This window comes from Marinibium conchae (assembly GCF_015595035.1).
Taxonomy (GTDB): Bacteria; Pseudomonadota; Gammaproteobacteria; order Enterobacterales; family Alteromonadaceae; genus Glaciecola.
The window spans coordinates 291,764-318,424 of sequence record NZ_JADNRN010000002.1; the positions used below are offsets into that span (position 1 = coordinate 291,764).

Annotated in this window: 20 protein-coding genes and 3 tRNA genes; 10 read left to right on the plus strand and 13 right to left on the minus strand. The window is 42.2% G+C overall.

The window, feature by feature from the left end; all coding sequences use genetic code 11:
* Nucleotides 1-5: 5 nt before the first annotated feature.
* The 6 genes from rtcA to ISG33_RS09110 all read right to left on the minus strand — a co-directional run bounded on the left by rtcA (nucleotide 6) and on the right by ISG33_RS09110 (nucleotide 3,853).
* Complete coding sequence (rtcA, locus tag ISG33_RS09085) at nucleotides 6-1,037, minus strand: RNA 3'-terminal phosphate cyclase (protein ID WP_195733288.1); 1,032 nt, start codon at nucleotides 1,035-1,037, stop codon at nucleotides 6-8.
* 18 nt (nucleotides 1,038-1,055) lie between these two features.
* Nucleotides 1,056-2,279: an RtcB family protein gene (locus tag ISG33_RS09090; protein WP_195733289.1), complete on the minus strand. Its 1,224-nt coding sequence runs from the start codon at nucleotides 2,277-2,279 to the stop codon at nucleotides 1,056-1,058.
* 27 nt (nucleotides 2,280-2,306) lie between these two features.
* Nucleotides 2,307-3,461 (minus strand): slipin family protein, encoded by a 1,155-nt coding sequence (locus ISG33_RS09095; protein WP_195733290.1) that lies wholly within the window; start codon nucleotides 3,459-3,461, stop codon nucleotides 2,307-2,309.
* 180 nt (nucleotides 3,462-3,641) lie between these two features.
* Nucleotides 3,642-3,714 (minus strand) — tRNA-Lys (locus ISG33_RS09100).
* Nucleotides 3,712-3,781: transfer RNA gene (locus ISG33_RS09105), tRNA-Leu, on the minus strand. Before ISG33_RS09105 ends, ISG33_RS09100 begins: the two co-directional genes overlap by 3 nt.
* Before the next feature lie 2 nt (nucleotides 3,782-3,783).
* A tRNA-OTHER gene (locus ISG33_RS09110) sits at nucleotides 3,784-3,853 on the minus strand.
* A gap of 241 nt (nucleotides 3,854-4,094) precedes the next feature.
* Here ISG33_RS09110 and rtcR point away from each other — a divergent pair.
* On the plus strand, nucleotides 4,095-5,708 hold the full coding sequence (gene rtcR / locus ISG33_RS09115) for an RNA repair transcriptional activator RtcR (RefSeq protein WP_195733291.1): 1,614 nt from the start codon (nucleotides 4,095-4,097) through the stop codon (nucleotides 5,706-5,708).
* A gap of 23 nt (nucleotides 5,709-5,731) precedes the next feature.
* On the opposite strand, the gene ISG33_RS09120 is transcribed toward rtcR, so the two are convergent.
* Genes ISG33_RS09120 through ISG33_RS09130 form a run of 3 tightly spaced genes read right to left on the minus strand, consistent with a single transcriptional unit; the run spans nucleotide 5,732 to nucleotide 11,071 of the window.
* Nucleotides 5,732-8,281 (minus strand): HWE histidine kinase domain-containing protein, encoded by a 2,550-nt coding sequence (locus tag ISG33_RS09120; protein WP_195733292.1) that lies wholly within the window; start codon nucleotides 8,279-8,281, stop codon nucleotides 5,732-5,734.
* Entirely contained in the window at nucleotides 8,274-10,478 is a 2,205-nt protein-coding gene (locus ISG33_RS09125) for an ATP-binding protein (protein ID WP_195733293.1), read from the minus strand. The genes ISG33_RS09120 and ISG33_RS09125 overlap by 8 nt, the downstream gene beginning before the upstream one ends.
* Nucleotides 10,475-11,071: a biliverdin-producing heme oxygenase gene (locus ISG33_RS09130; protein ID WP_195733294.1), complete on the minus strand. Its 597-nt coding sequence runs from the start codon at nucleotides 11,069-11,071 to the stop codon at nucleotides 10,475-10,477. The genes ISG33_RS09125 and ISG33_RS09130 overlap by 4 nt, the downstream gene beginning before the upstream one ends.
* Nucleotides 11,072-12,087: 1,016 nt before the next feature.
* Between ISG33_RS09130 and ISG33_RS09135 the strand changes: the two genes are divergently transcribed.
* The 6 genes from ISG33_RS09135 (at nucleotide 12,088) to prfH (ending at nucleotide 19,618) form a co-directional block, all read left to right on the plus strand.
* Entirely contained in the window at nucleotides 12,088-12,897 is an 810-nt protein-coding gene (locus ISG33_RS09135; protein WP_195733295.1) for a glycine-rich domain-containing protein, read from the plus strand.
* A gap of 140 nt (nucleotides 12,898-13,037) precedes the next feature.
* Nucleotides 13,038-15,962 (plus strand): reprolysin-like metallopeptidase, encoded by a 2,925-nt coding sequence (locus ISG33_RS09140; RefSeq protein ID WP_195733296.1) that lies wholly within the window; start codon nucleotides 13,038-13,040, stop codon nucleotides 15,960-15,962.
* Nucleotides 15,952-16,365 carry a hypothetical protein gene (locus ISG33_RS09145; protein WP_195733297.1) on the plus strand — a complete coding sequence of 138 codons (414 nt, stop codon included), beginning with the start codon at nucleotides 15,952-15,954 and terminating at the stop codon, nucleotides 16,363-16,365. Before ISG33_RS09140 ends, ISG33_RS09145 begins: the two co-directional genes overlap by 11 nt.
* Before the next feature lie 94 nt (nucleotides 16,366-16,459).
* The gene (locus ISG33_RS09150) at nucleotides 16,460-17,470 is read left to right on the plus strand and encodes an acyltransferase family protein (protein WP_229333514.1); all 1,011 of its coding nucleotides are present in this window, start codon (nucleotides 16,460-16,462) and stop codon (nucleotides 17,468-17,470) included.
* 376 nt (nucleotides 17,471-17,846) lie between these two features.
* On the plus strand, nucleotides 17,847-19,007 hold the full coding sequence (locus ISG33_RS09155) for an RNA ligase RtcB family protein (protein ID WP_195733299.1): 1,161 nt from the start codon (nucleotides 17,847-17,849) through the stop codon (nucleotides 19,005-19,007).
* Entirely contained in the window at nucleotides 19,004-19,618 is a 615-nt protein-coding gene (gene prfH, locus ISG33_RS09160; RefSeq protein WP_195733300.1) for a peptide chain release factor H, read from the plus strand. The genes ISG33_RS09155 and prfH overlap by 4 nt, the downstream gene beginning before the upstream one ends.
* Nucleotides 19,619-19,716: 98 nt before the next feature.
* Here prfH and ISG33_RS09165 read toward each other — a convergent pair whose 3' ends face one another.
* Complete coding sequence (locus ISG33_RS09165) at nucleotides 19,717-20,397, minus strand: type 1 glutamine amidotransferase domain-containing protein (protein WP_195733301.1); 681 nt, start codon at nucleotides 20,395-20,397, stop codon at nucleotides 19,717-19,719.
* A 122-nt stretch (nucleotides 20,398-20,519) separates the two neighbouring features.
* On the opposite strand from ISG33_RS09165, the gene ISG33_RS09170 reads away from it, so the two are divergent.
* Nucleotides 20,520-21,425 (plus strand): LysR family transcriptional regulator, encoded by a 906-nt coding sequence (locus tag ISG33_RS09170; protein WP_229333515.1) that lies wholly within the window; start codon nucleotides 20,520-20,522, stop codon nucleotides 21,423-21,425.
* Here ISG33_RS09170 and ISG33_RS09175 read toward each other — a convergent pair.
* On the minus strand, nucleotides 21,411-21,917 hold the full coding sequence (locus ISG33_RS09175) for a DUF3087 domain-containing protein (RefSeq protein WP_195733302.1): 507 nt from the start codon (nucleotides 21,915-21,917) through the stop codon (nucleotides 21,411-21,413). The genes ISG33_RS09170 and ISG33_RS09175 overlap by 15 nt on opposite strands.
* Nucleotides 21,918-22,083: 166 nt before the next feature.
* On the opposite strand from ISG33_RS09175, the gene ISG33_RS09180 reads away from it, so the two are divergent.
* Both ISG33_RS09180 and ISG33_RS09185 read left to right on the plus strand, forming a co-directional pair.
* On the plus strand, nucleotides 22,084-22,644 hold the full coding sequence (locus ISG33_RS09180; protein ID WP_195733303.1) for a histidine phosphatase family protein: 561 nt from the start codon (nucleotides 22,084-22,086) through the stop codon (nucleotides 22,642-22,644).
* 30 nt (nucleotides 22,645-22,674) lie between these two features.
* Nucleotides 22,675-23,826: a DNA alkylation repair protein gene (locus tag ISG33_RS09185; RefSeq protein ID WP_195733304.1), complete on the plus strand. Its 1,152-nt coding sequence runs from the start codon at nucleotides 22,675-22,677 to the stop codon at nucleotides 23,824-23,826.
* A gap of 83 nt (nucleotides 23,827-23,909) precedes the next feature.
* Here ISG33_RS09185 and ISG33_RS09190 read toward each other — a convergent pair whose 3' ends face one another.
* Complete coding sequence (locus tag ISG33_RS09190) at nucleotides 23,910-24,515, minus strand: redoxin domain-containing protein (protein WP_195733305.1); 606 nt, start codon at nucleotides 24,513-24,515, stop codon at nucleotides 23,910-23,912.
* Nucleotides 24,505-26,646: a protein-disulfide reductase DsbD family protein gene (locus tag ISG33_RS09195; RefSeq protein WP_195733306.1), complete on the minus strand. Its 2,142-nt coding sequence runs from the start codon at nucleotides 26,644-26,646 to the stop codon at nucleotides 24,505-24,507. The genes ISG33_RS09190 and ISG33_RS09195 overlap by 11 nt, the downstream gene beginning before the upstream one ends.
* Nucleotides 26,647-26,661 lie beyond the last annotated feature (15 nt).

The window sequence follows — 26,661 nt, forward strand, 5'->3', positions numbered from 1 at the left end:
TTCCTCTATAAGTTAACTTTCCACAGCATATCGTTAACTTGGGTAATTTCTATATTACAGCCCAATATTTGCTTAATAACGGCAATATTCGTTGTTGTGTGTAAGCTTGGTTTTGTTGTTGTAAAACTGCCGCTCCCAGCGATAGCAATTAAGATAAGCAACTGGTCGGCGAGATACTCTTCTACGGCGGCTTTGGCATGTATGAACTTATTTACTCGTCCCACAGCACGTTTGGCAACTTTCTCTGATGATAAGCCATGCTCGCCAACAACCTCAAATATACTACGATGAGTTTGGCTTTGAATGCTAAGCTGGAAGCTGTTACCAGGGCCAGGAGAATCTATCTGGTGAACTTGATTTAAGGCGTTCTGCCAACCAAGAAGCTTCTGAGCCGTGGCAATTTCTCTTTGGCCTATGCTGACTGGCAATAAACTCACCAAGGCATCAAGAGAACAGTTGTCTATATCGTTAGCGAAGTCGCCACCCGAATCACTTAAGAAAAAAGGCTTGAGTGTTACAGATGGCTTCACATTAAGTTGCCATTTACCGCCGCCAGCAGGATAGAATCCCAGTTTTGAAGTACTGACGCGACAATTTACCCCCATACCTTTTATTAAGGGCAAATATGATTGCTCGAAAAAGCTTAATGAAGGAGACATACCATTGTGTGTGCCGCCCTCAAATACGACTGTTGAACTTTCTTTTGCCAAGGATAACACTGGTAAAATGGTCTGGCAGACCAATGTGGTACTTCCGGCGCTGCCAATAGCAAATCGATAATTCCCTGGTTTAACAGTGCGTGGTGAGAACCGAATTCGAGTAGCTCCCAGTTCCACACCTTCTGTTATAGCATCAGAAACCTCTTGTGCTGCCAAAACAGAAGTAAGGTGCTGACGTAATAGTCCAGGCTTTTTCCGACCAGCACGAATATTTACTAATTCAATATTCTGCTGGGTAAACATCGATAAAGTCAGGGCTGTTCTTAGCACCTGACCACCACCTTCTCCTTGAGCACCATCAATTATCATATAGTCCATTTTAACTCCTTATAACTATTAACCTTTTACACAAACAATTTGCTTCAAGGTATAAACGACTTCAACAAGATCCTTCTGTGCTTCCATAACCTTTTCGATGTCTTTGTATGCGTGTGGTATCTCGTCTATGACTGATTCGTCCTTCCTACATTCAACACCTTCGGTCGCAGCAATTTGATCTTTCACATTGTAAATCTTCTTGGCTTTAGTTCTCGACATCACACGACCAGCACCGTGGCTGCAGCTATTAAAGCTTTCTGGATTTCCCAAGCCTCTTACGATGAAAGAGCGAGCGCCCATACTTCCTGGAATGATCCCCATTTCGCCTTTTTCAGCCCTTACAGCCCCTTTTCTGGTAACGTAGCATTCTTTGCCAAAGTGACGTTCGCGCGAAATATAATTATGGTGACAATTTACAGCAAGCTCAGCAGTCGAAAATGGCACTGGCAACTGTTTTCGTAACGCAGCTATTGCATTGAACATCATAACTTCACGATTTTTCGCTGCGAAGTCTTGAGCCCACTCTACGGCTTCAACATAGTCGTTGAAATAGTCGCTTCCCTCCTCAAGGTAAGCCAAGTCCATATCCGGCAGGTTTATTTGATGGCGCTGCATTTCTTTCTTCGCTAATTCAATAAAATAGCTACCAATGCGGTTTCCAACACCGCGACTACCTGAGTGAAGCATTATCCACACAGCATCATTTTCATCTAAACAAAGCTCCAAAAAGTGATTCCCTGTTCCCATCGTGCCAAGGTGTTTAACGTTGTTACTTTTCTCGATCGCCGGGTGCTTGGCGCAGATCCGTTCAAAGCGAGCTTGCAACTTCAACCACTCTCCGGCAACAAGGTCTGGAATGTTATGCCAAGCACCTCTATCTGCTCGCCCTCGACCACTTGTTCTACCATGGGGAACGGCTGCCTCAAAAGCGTGCCTAATTGCAGATAAGTTATCAGGCAACTGGCTAGCCTTTAGGGTTGTTTTAGTTGCTACCATGCCGCAACCAATATCAACACCAACAGCAGCTGGTATAACAGCATCAACAGATGGAATAACACTCCCAATCGTTGCGCCCTTGCCTAGATGTACGTCTGGCATCACTGCAATGTGCGAATGTACCAGTGGCATTGATGCTATATTTTTTAATTGCTGCTGAGCTTTTTCTTCAAAAGGGACTCCCTTAGTCCACGCTTTGATTGGTGCGCTTCCTTCATTCTCTATCACGTTGTAGTTCTTACACATTATAATTTCCTTAAATATTCTTTTTTATCAAGCTATGTTGACGGTGCCATTCATTAGGCCTTCCAAGCCACCGTAAACAGTCAAGCTATCAATTCTTTCAGCCACCTTTTCAAGGGCTTCGAGCTCCTTTAGCCGCATCAATGTTGGGTTGTTTTCCATGACTTTTGCGGTGTTATGCAAGCTTCTTGTTGCAGAGGTTTCTTCACGTCTTTTTATTACGTTTGCCTCTGCCGCTTTTTGCGCTTCGACTACCTGATTCAATATTGCTTTCATCTCACCGGGCAAGATGATGTCTTTCACTCCAACACTTACAAGTGATACACCAACATCTGCTAGCCGCTCGAATGCCAGTTCTTTAACTGTCTCATTCACGTACAATTTATCTAACAAAATATCATCCAAAGACTTAGTGCCGACGGCTTCCCTCAATGCTAACTGCAGTGCCTTATAAATAAAGTCATCTACTTTATCGACACTACGTGCTGCTAACTCGGCATCATCTACTTTGATACTTGCGCTTAAATTAATTCGCAAACTCACTCTGTCTTTGCTCAAAATTTCTTGCCCAGAAATCTCAAGCAATTGAGTTCTACAATCAAAAGACTTCAATTCAATGTCGTGATTAAACTGCCAAAACCCATGTTGACCAGGAGATAGCTTTCGCAGCAATTGACCATTTACATAAAGTAAGCCGATATGATTTTTGTCTACATTCAAATCAGCAATTGGTTTAACTGCTACGGTGCGCTCGCTTCTAATGAGACGTGACGCTGCATTGGCACCAGCTCTGTTGACTAGAAAAAGCGTTTTATCATCAACATCGATACTTTCATCAATAGAAATTTTTTCTACCCTTATATCGCCAGCATCTTTCCAAAGATATAGATGCTCACTTGGCGCCACGATACCTCTGAGTAAATCGTCAACGTAAAGCAAACCCACTTCTGTACTTTTTAGCTTCCAATGAGATATATGCTCTGCGAATACTGTTTGATTACGATATAAGCGTTCAGCGTTTTTTTCGGAAAAGAACAGGGTATTGATGTCAAAATAGATAAACTCAAATTCATTCTTGATGTCCCAGATTCTGTGTCTTCCTGGTTTTATTACGCTGTTAAACTGTTGATTTTTGTATGCCAAAACTCTTTGGTTTTCTGCTACTACTAGTGTTTTTATGAACATTAAAAAATTCCTTATTTAGTCCTCTTTGAAGAGGGGGTTAGTAAGTGTTAAGTACTTGTTCGATAAGGGCCTGAAACATAACAACCACGGGGAGCGTCCTGCTTGCCATAGCGCATTTGTTCTTGGCGTTTACCCAACATTGGTAATCACAACTTACTAACGCTTAGTTACTTATCATTGTATAAAGGATGGGAATTGAACCCATAACCCTCGAATTAAAAATTCGATGCTCTACCAATTGAGCTACCTGTATTTAAGGAAGGATTCGAACCTTCGCCAATAGCCCTATGCTATTGCTCTATCCTCTGAGCTACTTAAATGTTTATTAAGATGGGACTCGAACCCATGACCTTCGAAAAAATTCGATGCTCTTCCTCCTGAGCTACTTAATATCTGTTTGATCAGGTATACGCATTCGCAGAGCTCAGCGCACCGGGGTGATGTTTTGAATCACACCCACTTAATCAGACGAATAGGTATTTACAAGTCACGTGCCAGCTTTTACTTTTATTTTAAATTTGTAGTTAAGTTATTGTTTTAATTTACTTAAGTATGTTTTTTTGTGACTTTCGTAGGTTTTTAATTGAAATTCAAAGAATAAAAAAGTACTGTTTTGGATATTAAAGTATCTATATGGATAGTGTTGTGAAAGATGTAGTTGTTGTTAGTTTGATTGGCACACAATTAGATTATGTAGGTAAGAGAGTTGACCGATGGGCCAAGTGGCGACCTAACGTCAGCCTCTGCAGCCAAGATGATTTGGTGATAAATCAGCTTCACCTTTTGCATGATAACCATAGTAATCGTCTCGCTAACGATGTCACCGTCGACATTGAATCAGTCTCTCCAGAAACCGAAGTTAGTCTGCATAGTGTTAATTTTCAGAATCCATGGGATTTTGAAGAAGTTTACGCGAAACTGTTTGATTGGTGCCTTCAGCAAGATTTTGATACCGACAAAAATGACTATTTATTCCATATAACAACAGGGACACATGTTGTTCAGATATGCAGTTATTTACTTACCGAAAGTCGCCACTTCCCAGGTCGTCTCATTCAGACATCACCTGATCATAACAATAAGAACAAATCGATTGGTCGGATACAAATTATCGATTTAGATCTATCTAGGTATGATCAACTCGCGACGAGATTTGATGTTGAACACCAAGAAGGTAAAGAGTTCTTAAAAGGGGGCATTGAAACCAAAAATAAAGATTTTAATAATCTCATTGGGCAAATTGAGAAAGTGGCGATTCGCTCAAAAGATCCGATGTTACTCACCGGACCTACAGGTGCAGGAAAGAGTCAGTTAGCTACGCGAATATTTCAGCTAAAAAAGAAACGTTCAATGCTGAAAGGCACGCTAGTGTCGGTGAACTGCGCGACCTTGAAGGGTGAAAATGCTATGGCCGCATTGTTTGGCCACACAAAGGGCGCTTTTACTGGCGCTTTAAAAGCGAGGGATGGGTTTTTACTTACTGCGAATGAGGGGGTTCTTTTTCTAGATGAAATAGGTGAGCTTGGTTTGGAAGAGCAAGCCATGCTGTTACATGCGATTGAAAACAAGAGCTTTCATCCTGTTGGAAGTGATGCAGTAGTTAACAGTGGTTTTCAACTCATTGCAGGCACGAATAAAAATCTGAAGGAGGAAATTAAAAAAGGTGCTTTTCGAGAAGATTTGCTTGCGAGAATAAACCTTTGGACATACGAACTACCAGCTCTTAAAGATAGGAAGGAAGACATTCCTGCAAATGTTGATTATGAGATTGAGTTGTATTCCCAAAAGTCGGGGCATCGAGTGCAGTTCAATAAGGAAGCTAAAAGTCGTTTTATTGGCTTTGCAGTATCTAATAAAGCCACATGGTCTGGAAACTTCAGAGATTTAAGCTCGGCAATAACACGGCTTTGCACCTTGGCAGATTCATCAAGAATTACTATTGCAGATGTTGAAGACGAGATTGAGAAATTAACGCGCGCTTGGAGTTCATCGGGTGAACAAACTCACACTGATATTTTAAATAGCTATTTATCAACAGAGCAGATTCAGCAACTTGATAAGTTTGATGCACAACAACTGAGTTATGTTTTGGCGGTTTGCCAGCGACACACTAGCATGGCATCTGCCGGCAGAGAGTTGTTTGATGTTAGCCGAACATTTAAATCTCAACCGAATGATTCAAGTCGTTTACAAAAGTATTTGAATAAATTTGGTTTAAAGTGGAGAGATATCCGAAGTATCGATTGATAAATAGCTTTGCAACATAACGCCTATTTCACTAGTCCATCTACAAAGTTTTTGATATCTGTATTACTGAATGGTTTAGATAGCAGTTCTACATTTTCAAAACCTTCCTTTTTGATGCCCTGAAGTTCACTATATCCTGTAACGAAAATGAATGGGATGCACAGTTCTTTAAGGTGCTTGGCGATTGAAATGCTGTTTTCGCCTCCTAAGTTAACATCAAGTATGGCAAACGAGATGCTTTCCTTATTGATGATTTTAATAGCGTCAGCAGAGCTAGCGGAGACGAATACCTTTTTAACACCCAGAGCATAGAGTGTGTCTTCAAGGTCTAAGGCAATAATCATATTGTCTTCGACAATCAACGCACTAGATAGAGCATTTCTTGCAGTAGGTGAGCTAAGTGTGTGTTCTGATGAATTTTCGTAAGGTTTTGGTTGCGCATCTGTTGTTACTACAAATTTACTGGGGACACTCAGTGTTACATCTATTCCATTGCCATGCGCTATTACATCTGCGGTTCCATTTAAGTCGAAGGGAATGGAGCGACTTATAATAATCGAACCGAAACCTTTTTTAGTAGCCAGTTCATTTTCATAACCAGATTCCTGCCAATCAATCGTTAAATCCTTGTTGTGCGATAAACTCCATTCAATTTTTATTTGTCCACGATCGTTTCGCAAAGCGCCATGTTTAACAGCGTTTGTTACTAACTCGTGAACAACCAATGTAAGGGTAGTGTACGCCTTAGGTAACAGATTTACCGATGGGCCTTCAATAATCACATTGTTTTCTATGTTTTCAGTAAAAGGGTTTAACTCTGTTTCAATAAGCTCTTGAAGTGGTGCATGGCTCCAATTGCGTTTAGTAAGGTGGTTTTGTGCAACCGCAATAGCTTCAATTCTCCCTCCAAGCACTTGCTTAAACTCAGAGATATCTACTGCATTACTGGCCGTTTTTGATATCACCGAGCTAATCAGACCCAATATGTTTCTTACTCTATGATTCAGCTCGTGAATCAGCATATCTTGCTGTTGTTGTGATTCTCTTATCAAGCGCTCACGTTCATCAATGTTACGAATAACAATTTCCATAAGCATTTGTCGGAAAAGCTTTGCTAAGCCAATTTCTTTTTCTAACCAAGGCGCACTGAAGCCTTTCCTTAGCTCTTGCCAAGCGGCAAAACTTTTTCGTGGTGTTAATCTTGATCCATTTGGGCCCAGACTAACTGGTTTTTCTGGGTTGCCAGCCCATGATATTGCTTGAGTCTCTTCTTTGCGAAGAAAAATCATGAAGTCTTTGGGATGTCTCGAAATTGGTATTGCGAGCATACCTGCGTAGCGTTCAGAAACGGTCAGTTCTGAGTCTAGAAATGAAGCTAAATTATCAGAGTAAACTACCTCATTAGTAGGGTAATTATTTAATTCCTTTAGAATAAGCTGAATATCCTCATCACTGATTTCAGCTCCAGTTTGAGCCATTTTTTTATCGACCCACAAAACAGTGCTATCAGACTGAATGAGCTCATGAAAGCTATCGATATGCGGTACTAAATTGTTATACACAGTCTCTTCATTATTCATTGCAGACATAATACTGACTTGAAGGCTTCGAGCTCTGTCAGTATCGACCATACTTGCATTGCGAAGTCGGCCCGCAAGTTCCAATGAAAATACTTCTCCGTATACCTCTATTATCGACCGCAATTCTAAACTCATATATTTCGCACTATTGTGATGGCAAGCAAACAGCCCCCACAATTCCCCATCAACCACAATACTTAATGAGAAACTAGCTCCTACACCCATATTCTTCAAATACTCAATATGTATCGGCGATACTGCTCTGAGTGAACTAAGAGAAAGGTCGATTGCTTCTTCGTTACTGTCGTTCGAACCTATTATGTCGATCGTTTCGGCGTCTACATCTTCAATTTGGCGCGTTAGGTTCTTTACGTATAAGCGCCGGGCTTGTTTGGGGATGTCAGAGGCTGGGTAGCGTAAACCGAAGAAGCTTTCCATTTCGTGAGTTTTATTTTCTGCAATAACTTCGCCTGTACCATCGTTGTGAAAGCGATAAAGCATGATCCTATCGTAGCCTGTTAGTTGACTAATTTGTTCGGTCGCATGCACAAACAAACTCTGCATTGAATCGGTTTGAGAAAGAGATCTCAGGGTATCTCTAAAACTGGGAAGTGACCTTCGTTGTTGTACAGGTTGGTGATATTCAAATTCAACTATTACTAATTCGCCGCTTTTGTGAATACTGATATCGTAGGATGTTTTTCGGTCAAAAATAAACTCAGCAAATACGCGTTGTGTTTGCTCTGGTGCAAGCTCTTGAGCGAAGTGTTTAATTTCAGTGAATATTGAAGGGGAAATTAATTGCTCACTTGGTATTTTGAAGCACTCCTCGATACTCAAATTAGTAAATTTCTCGATATTTTTTGAGCAATAAGCCAAACGCCAATCTTGCGTAAAGGCAATAAATCCGCCATACGCCTGTATCTTTCCGACTAAGTGAATCGCTTCTTTATCGCAGCTAGATAAGTCGACATTTTTATATGAGTTACTCATAGTGATTGCTCTTTTGGGTTGGAGTATTTGCTCGCATTTGCTTGGCTGAATGAATGTCATTTACGAACGTGGCTTCAAGTAATTCACATACCTGGTTTGATGAAGGTAGGAGCGGAATAGTTCGACAGGTACGCTGCCAAACAGTTGGTTGCTTGAAAACGGTATCAGTTAACACACAAATCGGAATAACAATACGTTTCGCCGTAAACTCATTAAACAACAGGGGTATGCTTAATCTTGGAAGTTCATAATCAATTAGAAGAAGTTGAAATGACTCTACCGTAAGTATTTCAGGTATGTCGGCAGCCTTATCGACAAACATCATCTTGAATGCTTGGGTTGTATTGAAAATTTGCAGTAAGGATGAAATGAGTTTTTCATTTTCTGATGCGACTAATATATTAATCGGGTTTGCAAAAGAGCATTGTGTAGCAATGTCTTCCAATTTCTGAGCAAGTTTTTGCTTCTCTGCTTGGTCAATCGATTTGCTTACAAACATTTGATACAGATTTTCGGCTATTTCACTTGGGCTTAAAGGTTTGGAAAGTACTAGATCCGTAACCTTTCTGCATTCTGATATAAGCTCGTCATCTACTGAGGCAGTGATGGCGACAATAACAGCTGTTGATTTGCTATCCTTTATTATCTTCGAAGCTTCCACGCCCGACATAATGGGCATGTGAATATCCATCCAAATAACATCAAAATGTCGCTCGGCCGCCTTGTGAATTGCTTCTTTTCCGTTAGAGGCAAAGTCGAAGTCAGAGAAGCCTAGTTGTTTTAATGACTCGTGAAGCACCACTTTATTTATTTCATTGTCATCAACAATTAAATGAGAAATCGGATTTGTTGTTGCATATGTTAACATTAATGTAGAGTAGTCGATGGGGTATTCACTTAGCGTATAAGACGCTCGTAAAACGTCGCTACGGACTGCAATTTGGATTAGCTCGCTCGGTAGAATTGGTTTATACAGTACATGCCAATCAGCGAATTCTTTATATTGATTATTGTCGAGTAAAACACAATTCGCTTTCGCTCGAAGGGCGTCTTTTAATTCATTGCTTTCCTGAAGTGTACCTAGCTCAGCAAAGTCGATGATAAGTAAATCGGTTTGTTCGGAATGATTTTCTGAAAGCAGACTTTGCGTTGAATCATACTGTTGAACGTTAATATTCCAATTTGAAAACAGTGAGCGAATTGATTCGGTTGCTGTTCCCTTTGAGGAAACTAGCTTGATTATTGTTTTATGTTTATGCTCAGCGGTAAATCGAGGTATCCCTTTTAGTCGCACCTTTTTGAAAGTGAGGTCAAAAAAGAGTTGTGTTCCAAAGTTCTCTTTGCTCTTAGCTTGAATCTTTCCTCCCATCATTTCGACTATTTCTTTGCTAATGTTGAGGCCAAGACCAGAACCTCTTGCACGAGAATTTTGGCTTGAATTCACTTGATAAAAGGGTTCAAAAACGGCTGCAAGATCTTTCTCAGGAATCCCCACGCCCGTGTCGGATACTAAGAATCTTACTGAGAGCTCTTCTGCATTTTCCTGTCTGAATATGACCCACACAGAAACGTTACCGTGGTCAGTGAATTTGAAGGCGTTACCTATCAAGTTACTGAGCACCTGATACAAGCGTTGAGAATCTGATTTTACGCCAAGCTCAATCAGCCTAGAATCGAAATGGAGTTGAAGTTCGATGTTTTTCGATTGTGCCGACTGGGTAAATATTCTGACTACGTTTTCGCAAACTTCTAAGAGTCTGAATGGCTCTAAACGCAAAGACATTCCATTTGGAGAGTTATTCGAGAGATCTATTGCATCAGAAATAACCGTCATCAAAGCACGCGAAGAGACTCTAATTTGGTCCAAGTATCGTTGTATTTTTGGTGATACTGTTTCTTTTTCAATAACTTCAATTAAACCATTGATGCCATGTAATGGTGTTCGAAGGTCATGACTCACTTTTGCCAAATGCTTCGCTTTATCTTGCGATATTTCTTTCTCTTGCTCAATTAAACTGCTGTACTTGTCATCATTGCTTTTGATGCTCTGAACATGTAGGTACTGGATGATTATCAAAACCAAAGTTACAAGGATTATCAAGATGGACGCTATCACAGGTAACCAATCTGGCTGTTGTGTTTGTATGAATGTATTGAAGCTTGCGAAGGTGAATAAAAGCCACAGTGTTATTCTCACGACACTAACTCCTCTTGGGTAACCACCTTCTTGTTGCATAAGGCTCTGAGAGCGGAAAAAGAGTCCAATGCACCAGCAAGTACTTGTTGATAGTGCTCTTCTGTGGCGCACAGGGAATGAATATAGTTAATTGTGGTGCGGAAGCTATCTATTTTTTGGTGGCCATAGCAATCGTAAAAACGAGTAGCCTTTTGTAATCCGAGTGTTTTTTTAACTTTTTTACCGATAATCATACCACCAAGAGAAGAGCCCTCAGCGACGTACAGCACTCCTAGGGAAAAGTGTCTAGATGCCGTCTTCTTAGCGAGTGCTAATTTTGGCAGTGTTGTTCCGCCTAATTCCTGTAAATCTGCCTCCAGCAATCCAGTTTTTACTTTTATTAACGGTAAAGACGAGTGATTGAAATATTCGTGTAAATGCGTGGACTCCGCGGCGGCAAACCATTTATGCATAATTTGCATAACCGCTATATAGCTTTCAATAGTTAACGTTGTTTCCATCAAACTTCTTAACAAAGGACTGCTATCCAATGCTGTGTGGGCAGAGTGCGTATCTGTTTTTAGCCTTTGATGTGTTGTATTAAAATAATTCAAATCTACAAGCTACTCTTTAACGGATTGATGTACAAATATAATACATTATTTGCTCTAAAGTTAGTCTAGCACAATACCGTGGAAATATTTGAAGCTCACGCATTTACTTGCGTCTAGAGCAGCTTGCTTTTGTAAAAGTGACCTTGTATCGCTCTACTCTTTGCCTTACCTTGTATCTGTAGTTTCAGTTTAAAAAAAGGACAAAATACATGGAGCAAGATTGGCACTTGAACGTGATGTGTAAAGAAATCATCGGCTGGGAAGAAGAAAGAGTGAACCTATGTGTTTTTAGGTTCACGCTACTCTAGGACGACTAACAGTGAAATTTATTGCACTCATTTTGACAACACTTCCCACTAATTGCGATTCTTCGGCAGGAGAACATTCTTTGCATACTTGAACCGAATTAGAAATGTCGTCTTTTGATATGTCCAGTGGTTAAGAGGCAGGAACCAAAAGATAAATTGAGATGGATATAGATACTACGGACACAACAAGAATCATAAAAGCCGTGATTTTTTTATGAGTATTCAATGCGGTCTTTAATGAAGGCATAGCAACTTTCCTAACCAAGTGGTACACAAAGAAAACTGAAGTGAATAATAAAAATATATAACTAACTTCAGTTACTTGCTTAGTGAGCGGGACATTTTTAAAAGTGAAAAAGTATCCTACAGTAAACAACACAAGCGACACTGGGACGCTCATAGTTAGCGATGACCATAGCGCGTTAAGAGCGTATCTTGATGCTGCTGTTACTTTAATAATAGAATGACTCTTCATACTTTTTCCCCCTTTTTCGTAGTTTAAGCAAGTTGTCATTCATTTCCAAGTTATTTATCTATTTACAGGTCTTTATGCTGCGATCGAAATCGTGCTTTAGCCTACCTCGGGTGTATTGAGCAAACTCAGGGAGGGTGATTTCAGCACTGACTGTTGAAAGGTCGAAAGCATAGACTGATAAAGCTTTTTTCTTTATTGTGAACACTTCATAGTTGCTCAAAAGGACAAAATACATGGATCAGTCTCTTTACAAAGCCATCATGGCGTTGAACATCAGTGATAAGAATGCCGCTTTTACATTCGAAATGCGTTTGGCACGAGAAAATGCATGGAGCTTGGATTATGCCAAGCAGGTGGTGCATGAATATAAACGTTTTATTTATCTAATTGCTAGCACTAATCGGTCGCAAACTCCGTCAGATCAAGTGGATCAGGCTTGGCACTTGCACATGACTTATACCGATTCGTATTGGAATGTGATGTGTAAGGAGATCATCGGCAAGAACATACATCATGGTCCGACTCGCGGTGGTGCAGAGCAACGTCAAACATATCGAGAGCAGTACATAAATACCTTACATACTTACCGCGACGTGTTTGGCGACGAGCCTGCATCCATTTGGCCAAGTGCCGACAAACGCTTTGCCAATGCATCTGAGTTTGTACGGTTGAATAAAGCGGATTACTGGCTTCTTCCAAAATTGGGTTTTCCTAAATTTCTCGTTGCACCTTTGAGCGTTGCAGGTTTTTTAAGCTTGGCTTTCGTTAGCTATGCTGCAGGTGACTCGCATGTTGAGTTTAGCAGGCTGTTGACTATTGGCGGCTTGGTTGTATTCATTGTGTTGATGATTTGGCTTGTTGTTCGTTTGAGCTCATCTTCAAAAAAAGACTCAGGTGCTGACGGCACTGGCGGCTATATTGGCAGTGGTTCATCATCCAATGCGAATAAGCACGATGCAGCAAATAAAAAAAATGACATCGACGTTGATATCGACAGCGGAGGTAGTGGTTGTGGGTCGGGCTGTGGCGGCTGTGGTTCTTAAGTGCACTAGTTAAATGTATCTTTAGTCGACAAAATAGTCTTAAAACCAACTTTGGTATATTTACAAACACCCATCAGAAGAACTTCTGCTGTATCTTATACCAATCTATGTGTGTTGATATTATCTGAAGGATACTTCCTATGAAAAGGCGTTTCACCAAATCGCTTATAAGTTCTATTGTCTTGATGTCGTTGTCTATGGCGGCTGCTCACTCGGCAACGCGTAACCCGGCTTCTACAGCGAGCATTAATAAGCAGATTTGGCAGCAAAGTGAGGAGAATCATTGGTCTTTGCAAAACAATGAGCTGCTTACTAAGGCAAGAGAAACTCAACGAATTGCGCTACCTATATATATAGCAAACACAGCTGAATACACTATGAGTAAGTCGCGCGTAATGTCGCCGGCACTTTCAGCTAAATATCCGAATATTCAGAGTTACAACATCCAGCATGGTGATGATTTAGGCTACCTTGTTATTAGCAGCGACAGCATGAGCGGTGCGTATCAGATTAACGGGCAATGGCACGATATTGCTACCGACTACAGCGCTCAGGCTTCGGGTTACAATGGCGTTAGTTCCCAGCCAAATGTGCGGATATCGCCCAGTTTCGACAACCAACTAGAGGCGAAGAAAGCGCTGCAGTCACTAGAAGCTTTGCATCAAGAGTTATTAAACGCCAGTATCCGGCAAGCAAAGGGAGTTAACTCTAGCGACAACTCGTTAGCAGACACTGGTGACACGCTTACTACCTATCGCTTAGCCGTTAGCGCTAGTGGTGAATACACAAGTTCAACAGGTGGCACAGTTGAGAGCGCATTGGCCGGTATTGTGACCTTGTTTACGCGCGTGAACCAAGTGGTTGAAAAAGACTTGGCTATCAGCTTTGAATTAATTGGCAATAATGATCAACTCATTTTCTTAGACGCCGATACCGACCCATTTACGAATGATGACGGAAGTGCCGATATTGACGAAAATCAGGTTCAAATCGACGCTATCATCGGGTCTGAAAATTATGATATTGGGCATTTACTCAACACTAATGGTGGCGGTTTAGCGGGTTTAGGTGCTTTGTGTGTTAACAGCTTTAAAGCAAAGGGTTATACAGGATCTCGTCAGCCATCGGGCGAGCGTTTTATTGTTGACTTATTACTTCACGAAGTGGGTCATCAGTTGGGCGGAGAGCACTCATTTAACGCGAGCGAGAGTAATTGCAATGGAAATCGTTCACGAAGTGGGCGAGCCTCAGTGGAAATTGGCAGTGGCACAACAATCATGTCCTACGCCGGCATTTGCAGTTCGCAGAATATTTCGAGAATAAGTACACCTCACTTCCATGCGTTTTCGATAGATCAGATGCGACAAACGATTGATAGAAGAAATTGTGGTGTTAATACGTCTTTGGCAAATACTGCTCCTTCAATTTCACTTAGTGCTAATAACTACCTTATTCCAGCGCTAACACCATTTTTACTTGATGCAACAGTGACCGATGAGGAGCAATCCGAACTTGAACATATATGGGAACAGGTTGACCCTGGCGGTATCAATGGTGCAACTGCAAACATCACAGAAGCCAGCACCGACAACGGAGAAAACCCTTTGTTTCGTTCCTTCGAGCCGGTAGCCGAGACTTATCGTTATTTCCCCTCTCTTGCTAGTGTTATATCAGGTGAGTTGGCTCTGGGCGAAGTCTATCCAAATACTAATAGGGAACTTAGCTTTCGCTTAGTTTCACGTGACCAAGCTGCAGGTGTCGCTACTGCAAACGTCACTGTGGAAGTGGTAAAGACCTCTTCTGCCTTCTCGCTAAGTTCTCAAGCTTTTGATGAAACATGGGAAAGTAGCACCACCCAAGAATTAAGGTGGAATACCGGAGACTCTGAGCTTGCACCGATCAACTGTGCCGCAGTTGATGTGCTGGTGGATGCCGATCAAGACAATCTATTTGAGTTAGCAATTGCGTCAGATATACCTAATACAGGTAGTGCCAGTATTTCTGCTCCTAATATTAACTTGGATTCATCTCGCCTAATGCTGAAGTGTTCGACGAGTGTTTTCTTCAGTTTGAGTAGTGGTGAAATTAACTTTGTCTCGGTAGACGATATGATGCCAATGATAACTGGGCAGACATCTGCAGTGTCGGCGCCCGAGGATACCAACTATACAGTTACCCTCGCTGACTTAGTCGTGAGTGACGGTGACAGCTCTTACCCTGATGATTTTACCTTAGAGGTTCTCGATGGTGACAATTACTCAGTGAATGCAAATCAGGTAACTTTCCTACCTGATTTCAACGGTGACTTAAGTGTGCAGGTTCAGGTTAATGATGGCATGCTCGATAGTAATGTGTTTGACTTTGTAATTTCTGTCAGCCCTGTGAATGATGCGCCTATCATCAATGGGCAAAATCAACTCAGTGTGGATGAAGATCAGACTGTTATCCTGAGCGTCAATAATTTAAGCGTAAGCGATATCGATAATAGCTTAAGTGAATTGAGCTTGGTGTTGAGTTCAGGTGAAAATTATAGTTTTAGTGGCAGCACTGTTATTCCCGACAGCGACTTTTTTGGTAGCCTGACAATTGATTTGCGTGTTAGCGACGGAACTGATGTAAGTGATAGTTTTGCGCTTGAACTCAATGTAGAAAATGTCAACGATGCGCCTGTCGCGGAATCGGATTCGGTTGTTTTACTACAAGGCTCCGGTTCAACGAATATCAGTGTATTGCAGAACGATATTGATGCCGACAGCGCTGCTGGTGATACTCTCACGGTTGTAGCCATCAGCTACTCAGGGCAGGGCGCTGCTAGCTTTGACGCAAGCTCAGTCAACTACCAAGCCAGTGCCAGCTTCATCGGAAGTGAAACGATCACCTATACCATAGAGGATGCAGCTGGCGAGCAAGCAAGTGCAACTATAAATATACGCGTAAATGAAATACCCGCTAGTACTCCGGAAGAAAGCCCCGCGAGTGATAGTTCGGGTGGTTCGATACCAATGACCTTGATTGCCCTGCTAAGTGTGTTTGCATGGCTTAGGAGGTCGTCAAATGCTAAATAAAACGATCATAGTTGGTATATTAACACTTAGTCTCAGCTCGCTAAGTGGCTGCTCTGAAACTGAAAGTGCTGACCCAGAGGATGTTGCACTTGAGGGTAGTGCTCTCGAGGGTGGCGAACTCGCGTTGAGTGAAGCGCAAGAGTCTGCTATACAAGCCCTTTCAGAAAGCGATCTGAGCCTCTTTGTTATCTTGGGAAGACAAACCAATATTCCAGGTGCTAGCGCTTATCAACACAGCAATGACGAGCTGGAAAAACACTGTGGTTTTAAAGCTATCGCTCATGCCGATGTATTCGAGGGTAAGGAGGAGTTTGCATCCTTAAAAGCCAAAAGTGCCTACGCAGTCGCGTATAATAAAGTGGTTTTGCCTGTTTGTATCGAGAAGATTGAAAATGGCCGATAGTGCATAACTTTCGAAGATGGTATTATTGAACACGGATGTGAGCAACTAGCTTAGGCGCTGCTGTATAGCGATTTTAGGAACAGCAATAAGCGGAATGGAAACGATGGAGTCTAACAGAATTGCATGGATCGATATGGCTAAAGGCCTTACGATCTTTTTGGTTGTTTTCCACCATGCTTTTATGGGTGCCAAAAATCTTGGCTTGGTTAGCTCCTCCGTTTTCGAACTCTATGAGTTGTCCCGTCCTTTTCGTATGCCGCTATTCTTTTTAGTTGCCGGTTTATTTACCAAGAGTGCGCTACAAAAGCCTTTCACCGTATTTGCTAGGCAAAAGTTACTGTATTTTCTGTATTTCTATGTACTGTGGAATACCATCTCAGTCGTTATAAGAGCGTCATTATCTTCATATACGAATAACCAAGTTGAATATAGTGATGTGTTTTATCTACTTTGGGAGCCGACTTTTAATCTATGGTTCTTATACGGATTGCTTCTCGCCTTTTTCAGTCTGTATGTCTTAATGCGATTTGGAGGCGTAGTAATACTCACAAGTTTTTGCTTGCTATGCATCTCTTATGAAGTGAGTGGCTTGGCGAGTCTTCCATTCATTTTTAAGGCAACGATTATGCTGTTTCCCTTCTTCGCAATTGGAACAATCTTTTCTGCTGCATTAATAGAATATATCGACCAAAAAGCCAATTTAGTCGTTTTTATTTTACTCAGCATTCTTTGTATAAGTGCTGATTTCTATATCAAAAACGAGTATTGGGATAGCGTTTTTTATTATCTATCCGCGTTGGTCTACGCCATCACGATGTTAACGCTGATGAAGCGCCTACAGAAAACTGTTTTGAGAGGCGTTTTATTATACATCGGGCAACATTCACTGAGTATTTATCTCATGCACTTTCTACCCGTTGCAGCCGCTAATTTTATGCTTATTCGCCAACTTGATATGTCGCAACCGCTGCTTACATCAACGATATCCAGCGTAGTCACTGTTGCACTTTGTATTTGGGGTTTCAAAGTGCTTAATAGCAATAAATACTTGCGATACTTAGTGAAAAGCCCGCTGTTAAGGGAGCGTCAGCAAGCGGATTTGTAGTATGCCAGCAAGCAGTGGCGAGTGGAAAATAACTTGCCAATACGAATTTGTTCATTTAACATCCGCGCATTAATCAATGCGAACGCCAAAGCATTTTTGCGCTCAGCTAAGTAAAGTGCTCAGCTAAGTCAAGTGCGCAGTTGATGAGCTCGTATAAAACACCCATCTCTACACTAAACTGGAAAGGAGTACATAAAATGCAAAACACATCATTATCCTTTTCAGGTCTTGATCAGTAGACGCACCAAGCTCTCGGTAAACGAGGTACTGTGTTCTAACACTATAATTAGCTTCATTTAACGACTGAAGTTTCGTGCGAAATTAAAAGACCTTTCAAACATATTTCAAATATTATCCTCTTGAAAGGAAAAACATTATGGGCAATTCCGTCCAAAAATTATCAAATAATGTCAGCCTTGTTGCGTCTACGAATACGTGGATAGAGAGTCTGGCGATACAACAGATGTTAAAAACATCCGAACTTAGAGGTATGCGAGCGGTTGCTGGCATGCCCGATTTACATCCAGGAAGAGGCTACCCGATTGGTGCTGCTTTCTTCAGTACGAGGCGTATTTATCCAGCTTTAGTTGGTAACGACATTGGTTGCGGTATGGCGCTTTGGCAAACAAGTGCGAAGGTAAGCAAGGTTAACCTTGATAAGTTAGCAAAGAAATTTGAGCATGTAGAACAAGCGCTGGATGCATCATGGAAAGATTTAATCGCTAGTCGAAAGAAGACCAAGGACATTGAAAGCAGCCAATTCGATCATGCCCTAGGCACAATTGGTGGCGGCAATCATTTTGCAGAGTTTCAAGCGATTGATGAGATTTATGATGCTAAAGCAATTGAAGAGCTTGGGTTGAGCAAGAAACACTTACAACTGTTAGTTCACTCCGGTTCTCGAGGTCTTGGTCAGTCTATACTTGTCGAGCATATTACTGAGTACAATCACGATGGTTTGTGCGAGTCGCAAGTCGACTTTACCGACTATATGCATAAGCATGATGAGGCTGTGCGCTGGGCAGAACTCAATCGCGAATGTATTGCGCTTCGCTTTTTGAAGGCAATTAGAGCTAAGGGGCAATGTTCACTGGATGTAAACCATAACTTGGTGTCGGCCAAAATCATTGATGGTCACCATGGTTGGTTGCATCGTAAAGGGGCTACGCCAAGCGATCAGGGTTATGTTGTTATACCGGGTTCTCGAGGTGACTACAGCTATTTAGTTAAGCCAACGCCCTCTGAAAATAGTGAGTTGAGTCTATATTCTCTTGCTCATGGGGCGGGTAGAAAGTGGAAGCGTGGAGAGTGCCAAGGTCGCTTAAGTCATAAGTACAAACGTGATGACCTCTATCGTACTGAACTAGGCAGCAGGGTGGTATGTGGTAACAAGGAGCTTTTATACGATGAAGCGCCTCAAGCATATAAAAAGTGTGAAACAGTTATTGCCGACATGCTTGATGCGGGCTTAATCGAATTGGTTGCGCGCCTGCGACCTGTACTCACCTTCAAAACTAATGGGAGCTGCTCCTCATGATGCTATTGCAATTATCAGCAGGACAAGGGCCAATCGAGTGTTGTAAAGCACTGGGTTTGGCTCTGGCCAAAATAGAAAAAGACGTAGCGCAACAGCAAATGAAAATGGAGCTGATTAACAGAGTACCTGCAGCTGAAAAGGACTGTTACAAATCCATTTTACTGCAGTTTGAGGGCGCTTCGGAACAGGTTATTAGTTATCTTCAAAGTTGGCAAGGAGCGCTCCTTTGGGTTTGCCAAAGTCCATATCGGCCAAAGTATAAACGTAAAAATTGGTTTTTCAGTGGTGAGGTATTTGAACTCAATAGTAGCGAGTTCGATCCATGTATTGAATACAAGGCATGCCGAGCATCTGGGGCTGGTGGTCAACATGTTAATACCACTGACTCGGCTGTTCGTGCTACTCACTTGCAAACGGGATTAAGTGTTCGAAGCGAGAGCGAACGAAGTCAACATGCTAATAAGAAAATGGCACGTATACTCTTATATCAAAAACTTGAAGAACAAAAACAAATCAACCAAACTCAGGATGAGAAACAGCGTTGGATGCAACACTGGGAGCTGCAACGTGGCAATCCCGTGAGAAGGTTCAAAGGGAGTAAATTTACTTAGATAAGAATAAGAAGGCAGTTAAGGAGCCCCGTAAGTAGGGCTCCGAACTGTGTTTTGACACTAATGCTGAGATGAATTAGGTCTGATTTAAGCCCGACTTAGGCCAGTTTTGCAACCAACTTTTCGGCTAAGGCTTTAGATGATGCCGGATTCTGGCCTGTTAATAATAGTCCATCTTCAACAGTATATTCAGCCCAATCATCTGCTTTACTGTATATAGCGCCAAGTGCTTTTAGGCCATCTTCAATGAGCACAGGAACAATATCGCTTAGCTCAACCGCAGCTTCTTCGCCGTTAGTGAAGCCGGTTACTTTTTTTCCTGCAACAAGTGGCGTGCCGTCTTTGGCTTTGGCGTTTAAAAGCACCGCGGGTGCATGACAAACTGCTGCGACAGGTTTTGAGTTTGCATAAAAGTTCTCAATGAGAGCAATCGAGTTCTTATCTACACGCAAGTCCCACAGTGGACCGTGGCCGCCCGGGTAAAAAATTGCATCAAAATCATCAGCCTTTACTTCACTTAGTTTAACCGTGTTAGCAAGTGCTTGCTCTGCTTCTTTGTCACTTTCAAAGCGGCGAGTATCATCCGTGAGGAAATCATCTAAGCTGCTTTTTGGATCAAGAGGTGGTTGCCCGCCAGCAGGTGAGGCAAGTGTTAGTTCAAAGCCTTTGTCTTTCATTACATAGTATGGCGCGGCTAATTCTTCTAGCCAAAAACCTGTTTTCTCTCCGGTATCGCCAAGTTCGTCATGTGACGTTAGTACAACAAGAATCTTTTTCACGTGTGCTTCCTCTAATTAAAATAAGTTATGTATTGATAAGTACTTTACGAAGCGTATTTTAGAACATTATCTGGAGTTTATAATTAGGCTTGTTGTTAAATCATTATTGCATATGTGCAATAATGACACATTTGCAAAGCTCTTATGAGGCGTATTTTATGTTTATGGGTGTTGAAGAATTCGTAGCCCTTGGGCAAACCCACAACTTCTCTTCCGCGGCAAAGCGTTTGGGGGTATCGACTTCCTTGGTCAGCAGACGAGTTGCGGCGTTGGAAGAAAAAATGGGAGTGCGCTTGGTAAATCGCACTACAAGAGTGGTAAAACTGACTGATGCTGGCTATGAATACTTCAATCGTTGTAGTGTAATATTGCAAGAGATGGAAGAGGCAAACAGTGCAGTAGTATCTGAGTCGCAGGAATTTGAAGGGAGAATTCGAGTCTCTGCTGCTGGCGATTACGCAGAACGTTTTGTCGGCCCTAGTTTGGCTCGCTTTGCTATGCAGCACCCGAAGTTACAGATTGAAATGGACTTTAACTCACGTAATGTTAATTTGATCGATGATGGTTTTGACTTCGCTATTCGTTACGGAGAGCTCAGTGATTCTAGTTTAGTCGCACGCCCTCTGACCACGCGGAACTTGGTGGCGGCAGCGTCGCCCACTTATATTAAAAAGTATGGTGTGCCGAAGCATCCAAATGATCTAGCGCAGCATCGTTGTATTATTTCTGTTCGCGACACTTGGCATTTCAATGAGAATGGCAATGCCTTGAGTGTGAAAGTACCCGTTGCTTTTCAGTCGAACAGCGGCGCAAACCTTGTTGCCACCGCACTTACGGGCTTGGGTATTGTATACCTTCCTCAGACTACCTTGCAGGAAAGCTTAAATAACCAAGGCTTAGTATCAATAATGGAGAGCTACTGCGCGACCAATATTCCAACTTGGTTGGTATACCCGTCGAAGCGCTTTTTGCCACGTAGGGTGCGAGCAGCCTTAGACTTTCTGCAAGCGGATTTAAAAAGTCTTTAGGCTATCTAAGCTGAATGTTTCTATATCAAGCTTTATATGATGCTTTTCCGCCAAAGTGTTCAATGCGGCTTGATCTAAGGCTAGTTGGTCCATAATGATTGTGTTGTCATCAAGCTCCCAGAGTAATCTTGAACCTGCATAGCTGTATTGAATCGCTGTCATAGCAACAACATCACCTGAGTCGGCAGCACTTTTTAGCTTCATCATCTTTCGATGGATTTTATTCAACACCTGTTTGAGCCGCCAAACGTAATATACTTCGGTCATGAAATCGTGATGTTTTATTTTATTCAGTGCAAACCCAACTATAGCACTCGTGATCACTACTCCGGTTAAATTCCAATGAAAATGACTCCCGCTTTCATCGGGATAAAGTGCGATAAGTGTTTGTGATATACCTAGGCTCCCAATAAGCAATGCCGCTATGCAAGCAATTATGAGATAGTTTAGGTGTTTTCTATAGCGGCGTTTGTCAACTTTAATGAGTTTCATTTAGGATTTTTTCAGCATTGCATTAAGATAATGACCCGAGTATAAATCATGTTGATAAGAAGCGGAAAAATATTGATTCACCTATGTCATTCTTTGCGCCGTCATAAATATGATAGTGCTAGGATTATTCAGGTGTATCGTTAAAGTTAACTAACAAGGAGTGCTCTTGCAGATTGTACTAATTCGCCACGGAAAGCCACAGAGCGCGAGTAATGACAGGATGTGTGCTGCTGGTTTTGTGGCATGGGTTAAGCGCTACGCTTTTTCTAAAGTTGCAAGCACAAGTCGACCACAGGAAGACCTTTCCTCGCGTTTCTCTGAACACTTTTGCATCTCAAGTGACTTAATTAGAGCAATAGATTCGGCAAAGATTGCCTTTGATCACGAGCCCGCCGTGACTGAAAAACTGTTACGGGAAATGGATATTCCTCGCTATAAAATAGCTGGAAAATTGCGTGCATTTACATGGGTATACTTAAATCGAGCTTTGTGGATGCTTGGCAAAAAAGGCCCATTCGAGTCTTATAGTGAAGCTAGGGAGCGCTCGAGAAACGCGGCGGTTTTGCTGCAGCAATATGCCACGGAGAAACAGAGCATTGTCGTGTTCGGACATGGTTACATGAACTTGCATTTACGGGGCGTTTTAAAAAAGCGGGGCTGGAAAGTTGAAGAAAAAAGTAATGATTATTGGGGCGTATCGGTCTTAAATAAGGCGACCGAAAATTAGATTTTTGCCAACCAACCGAAGGATGAGGAAATGCCAGAGCCTTTTAAAAATATGATAAATCTTGATCTAATTGCGCACATGGCTGATGCTTTTGATAAGGCCTCAGCGGCGCTAAAGTATCACGATTTTTCAGCAGCAAAATTTGTGAGCTTAGCTGGGCATGAATTGGAAACACTTGAACTGAAACAGCGTGCAGATCAAATATGCACATCAATGAAGCAAACTCTCCCTAGCGACTTTCTTCTAGCCGCTGCCATTATTCATTCGAGCTTAGCGCCGGTGCAATTGAATCAGAATACTGACGACATTGGTGACGAAGGTATATCGGGTTGGGGGATTTGGCCTATCACGACTTATGCTGGCTTGTATGGCATTGAGTATTTTGATGAAGGTTTGCGGCTGTTAAAAGAAGCCACCAAGAGACTTTCATCAGAATTTGGTATTCGTTACTTCATTCTAGCCGATCCTGATCGCTGTATGGCAACCATAAAAAAATGGGCAGCCGACGAGAACTACCATGTACGAAGACTTGCGTCAGAAGGCAGTAGACCAAGGCTACCATGGGGGATGCAGCTACCGATGTATGTTAACGACCCGTCACCCTTGTTGCCGCTACTCGATAGTTTAAAGGATGATAGTGAAGAATACGTCAGGCGTTCGGTTGCCAACAACCTTAATGATATTGCTAAAGATCATCCAGATGTAGTAGCGGAAATAGCCACAAAATGGTTGAAAGATGCTAATAAGAACAGAATAAGAATGGTAAAGCATGCGTGTAGAACGCTCTTAAAACAAGGCCACCCGGTAGTGTTAGATGCTTTTGGCTTTTCACCAATCGATACGTCGACAGCCAAGTTAAGCCTCGATAAGAGTGAAATTAAAATGGGTGAGAGCATTACTTTTACATTTGAACTGCCTGCTTTTTCAGTTACTAAAAGCAAAACTAAGCAACAAAACCTGATGATCGATTACGTTATTCATCATCAAAAGGCGAACGGTAAAACTACGCCCAAGGTATTTAAGTGGAAGAATCTTAGCGATACTGACGGAAGCGCTATATCGGCCTCAAAAACGCATGTGTTCAAGCCGATCACCACCCGCGTTTATCACTCTGGAGAGCATTTCGTAGAGATACTTGTAAATGGTGTTTCTGCCGGGAAGTCAGGCTTTATGTTAAGCTAATCGCGCTGCGCTGATGCAAAAAAAAGCTCGATTATAGGGGTCTATAGTCGAGCTTTTATCGTGTTCTCTAGCGTACGAGAAGCTTAGCTTTTATATTTGATTGAGCAGCCATAGGGAGGGGTGAGTTTCTTTTCGGGTGAGCCTCCGGCTTGTAAAGCATCCATTCCTGCAACTACATAGTTTGTCGCTTTAGGAATATCAGCAGGATTGGCCGACTTGATACTATCGATAGCACCTGCGTAACGTAAGTCACCTTCAGGGTCGATAATATACATATGTGGCGTGGTCTTCGCAGCGTACATCTTACCTACTGTACCATCTGGATCGAATAAAACGTGCGAAGGCTTAGCATTCCTGCTTTTAGTTAATTCGTTTGCTTCAGAGGCCTCAACATAGCCCTGTTTTCCTGGTGCCGACGAGATGATAGAAAGCCATACAACATCGTCTTCGGTGTACTTTTCTTGTAGACCTTGCATATTGTCACTTCCGTAATGCTTCACTACGTAAGGGCATTGATGGTTAGTCCATTCAAGTACAACATATTTTCCGGCATAGTCAGATAAGCTCACTTGCTCACCTAGGCTGTTTTGCAGTGTGAAATCAGGTGCTGCTTTATCTACCTTCGCAGCAAAAACCTGAGTACTTAGAAGTGCTGCACATGCGAGAGTTATTAAACCTTTAGTTTTCATTAGAAAGCTCCTTTTGGGCTTGATTAAGGGCATCTACTACTATCCCTGGGGTTAACATTTGGGGTAAAACTTTGGTTGAGCTGCGACCTGCATAAACGACATATAGCGGCACGCCAGCCCGTTCATATTTTTTAAGATAAGCTAATATTTCATTATTCTTGTTTGTCCAATCTCCTACCATATATTGAGTATTTGCTTGTGACAGAGCTTGTTTAACAGCATCTGTATTTAATGCCACTTGTTCATTTACTTTGCAGGTAATGCACCAGTCAGCAGTCATATTAACGAGTACGACTTGTTGTGAATCCTTTAATTCGTCAAGAGTCGCCTCTGAAAACACAAGCGAGTTGGTCTGCGACGCTTTTTCACGCTGATCCCCTTGATTGAGCGCTGTAAGTCCAGCGTTCGGAAGAAAGGGGAAGAGAATCAGTAGCACTATGATTATGCTAAAGACAATGTTTACAATTCCTTTTGTTCGTGAGCTTAACCAAGTAAAGAGGCTGAAACTCACAAGGGCACACAAGAGAATAAACTGCGCAATTATTCCTTGCTGCGCTGCGTAAACCCAACATAGCCATGCAACAGTAAAGAGCATCGGGAAGGCTAGAAAGTGTTTAAAAGTAAGCATCCATTGTCCGGGTTTTGGTATGCATTTTCTTATATTCGGTAGCACAAATAGCAGTGTAAGAGGCAGTGCAAAACCAATGGCCAAAGCATTAAAGATAAGCAAGGTTATTAGTGGGCTGCTCACAAAGGCCACACCTAGCGCGGCGGCCATAAAAGGTGCTGTGCAGGGCGAGGCAACAACAACGGCCAAGAAACCCGTAAAAAAATGACTGCGGGTATTATCGCCAGTGATCAGCTTACTACCAAAACCTGCCATGCTTGAACCGAGCGAAAACACATCAAGTAGTAACAAGGCTATGAAGGTAAACAAAAATGCTAATAGCCATATAATTGCTGGGGATTGCATATGGAAGCCCCAGCCAAGTTGCTCACCGCTTTGCTGCAAAATAATGATCAGCGCCGCAAAACCATTGAAACAAACAAGTACTCCTAAAGCGTAAGCGAGCTTTTGTGACCAACTTAACATTTCATGCTGCAGTGAAATTGCCTTCATTGATAATATGGGGAGCACGCAGGGCATTATGTTTAGGATTAAGCCCCCTAGAAAAGCAAAAAACAATACACCAATGAATACGCCTGCAGTCATTGCTTGAGAAGTCATCGCACTTTCTATTGCGCTCGAAGCTGGCATGGCCCTTACATAAAAGGCTTCATCTTGATTACGAACTAAAAATTGCAGTGTACTGGCATCTTGTGAAAGGCTAGTGTCATCGAAGTACGCCCCTCTTGGTAAAATGACGCTGGTTTGGCCGTCTATGCTTGCATGTTGCTGTGCAGCTGCGTGGTTGATGAGGTCGTTTCGAAAAGGAAATACACTAAGATCACTAGTATCAAAGCCTGATGGGGCTGCAAATTCAATTGCGATAGTGTCTTCATTGATTTCAAAGAATCCAGTGGTAGCTTCTTGTTTCGGAAGCTGTTGCCGTGTTTGTTCAAACAGCCAAGCCATCGACGTATTTTCTGCGCTATTACTGATTGGCAAGTTCATACTGAGTGTCGCCCAGCCAGGAATGCAGTCTTCCTTACACACTAACCATGAAAGTTCAGCACTGATGGTTATGTTTTCTCGGTCGCCTGCCAGCATTGGGTCTACTGTGATCGGCACCATCAATAAATGCCTGCCGCTGTAGCCATAATTAACCAAATGGGCAACAGGTATTGCGTAGGGAGTCGGCCACAAAATTTCACCGAAATTAACACCCTCAGTGGCTTGCCACTCTATTTTGGGTGCTTCCCCGCTATCACCAGGATTCAGCCAGTAAGTATGCCACTCTTCTTCAGGCGACATTTCAATGGCAATGTATTGTTGGCCTCCTGGAATAATGGCTGATTTTTCACTGATCAGAGCAACTTCTATGTGCGGGCCTGTGGCTTTGCTGGATTCAGCAGATGAAGCTGTTTCAGCTTGTAGTGAAAGGCTCAACAAGCCGCTTATCAGGAGCAAAGTAAATAAGCAGCGCTTGGTAACACGATCAGCTTGCCTAAGTAGTTGTAGCAAATTCATGCAGAGTTTCTTCTC

Excerpts from the sequence above, each read along its gene's own strand:
- rtcA (WP_195733288.1), bottom strand. The coding sequence starts at position 1,037 with ATGGACTATATGATAATTGATGGTGCTCAAGGAGAAGGTGGTGGTCAG.
- ISG33_RS09090 (WP_195733289.1), bottom strand. The coding sequence starts at position 2,279 with ATGTGTAAGAACTACAACGTGATAGAGAATGAAGGAAGCGCACCAATC.
- ISG33_RS09095 (WP_195733290.1), bottom strand. The coding sequence starts at position 3,461 with ATGTTCATAAAAACACTAGTAGTAGCAGAAAACCAAAGAGTTTTGGCA.
- rtcR (WP_195733291.1), top strand. The coding sequence starts at position 4,095 with ATGGATAGTGTTGTGAAAGATGTAGTTGTTGTTAGTTTGATTGGCACA.
- ISG33_RS09120 (WP_195733292.1), bottom strand. The coding sequence starts at position 8,281 with ATGAGTAACTCATATAAAAATGTCGACTTATCTAGCTGCGATAAAGAA.
- ISG33_RS09135 (WP_195733295.1), top strand. The coding sequence starts at position 12,088 with ATGGATCAGTCTCTTTACAAAGCCATCATGGCGTTGAACATCAGTGAT.
- ISG33_RS09140 (WP_195733296.1), top strand. The coding sequence starts at position 13,038 with ATGAAAAGGCGTTTCACCAAATCGCTTATAAGTTCTATTGTCTTGATG.
- ISG33_RS09145 (WP_195733297.1), top strand. The coding sequence starts at position 15,952 with ATGCTAAATAAAACGATCATAGTTGGTATATTAACACTTAGTCTCAGC.
- ISG33_RS09150 (WP_229333514.1), top strand. The coding sequence starts at position 16,460 with ATGGAAACGATGGAGTCTAACAGAATTGCATGGATCGATATGGCTAAA.
- ISG33_RS09155 (WP_195733299.1), top strand. The coding sequence starts at position 17,847 with ATGGGCAATTCCGTCCAAAAATTATCAAATAATGTCAGCCTTGTTGCG.
- prfH (WP_195733300.1), top strand. The coding sequence starts at position 19,004 with ATGATGCTATTGCAATTATCAGCAGGACAAGGGCCAATCGAGTGTTGT.
- ISG33_RS09170 (WP_229333515.1), top strand. The coding sequence starts at position 20,520 with ATGACACATTTGCAAAGCTCTTATGAGGCGTATTTTATGTTTATGGGT.
- ISG33_RS09175 (WP_195733302.1), bottom strand. The coding sequence starts at position 21,917 with ATGAAACTCATTAAAGTTGACAAACGCCGCTATAGAAAACACCTAAAC.
- ISG33_RS09185 (WP_195733304.1), top strand. The coding sequence starts at position 22,675 with ATGCCAGAGCCTTTTAAAAATATGATAAATCTTGATCTAATTGCGCAC.
- ISG33_RS09190 (WP_195733305.1), bottom strand. The coding sequence starts at position 24,515 with ATGAAAACTAAAGGTTTAATAACTCTCGCATGTGCAGCACTTCTAAGT.
- ISG33_RS09195 (WP_195733306.1), bottom strand. The coding sequence starts at position 26,646 with ATGAATTTGCTACAACTACTTAGGCAAGCTGATCGTGTTACCAAGCGC.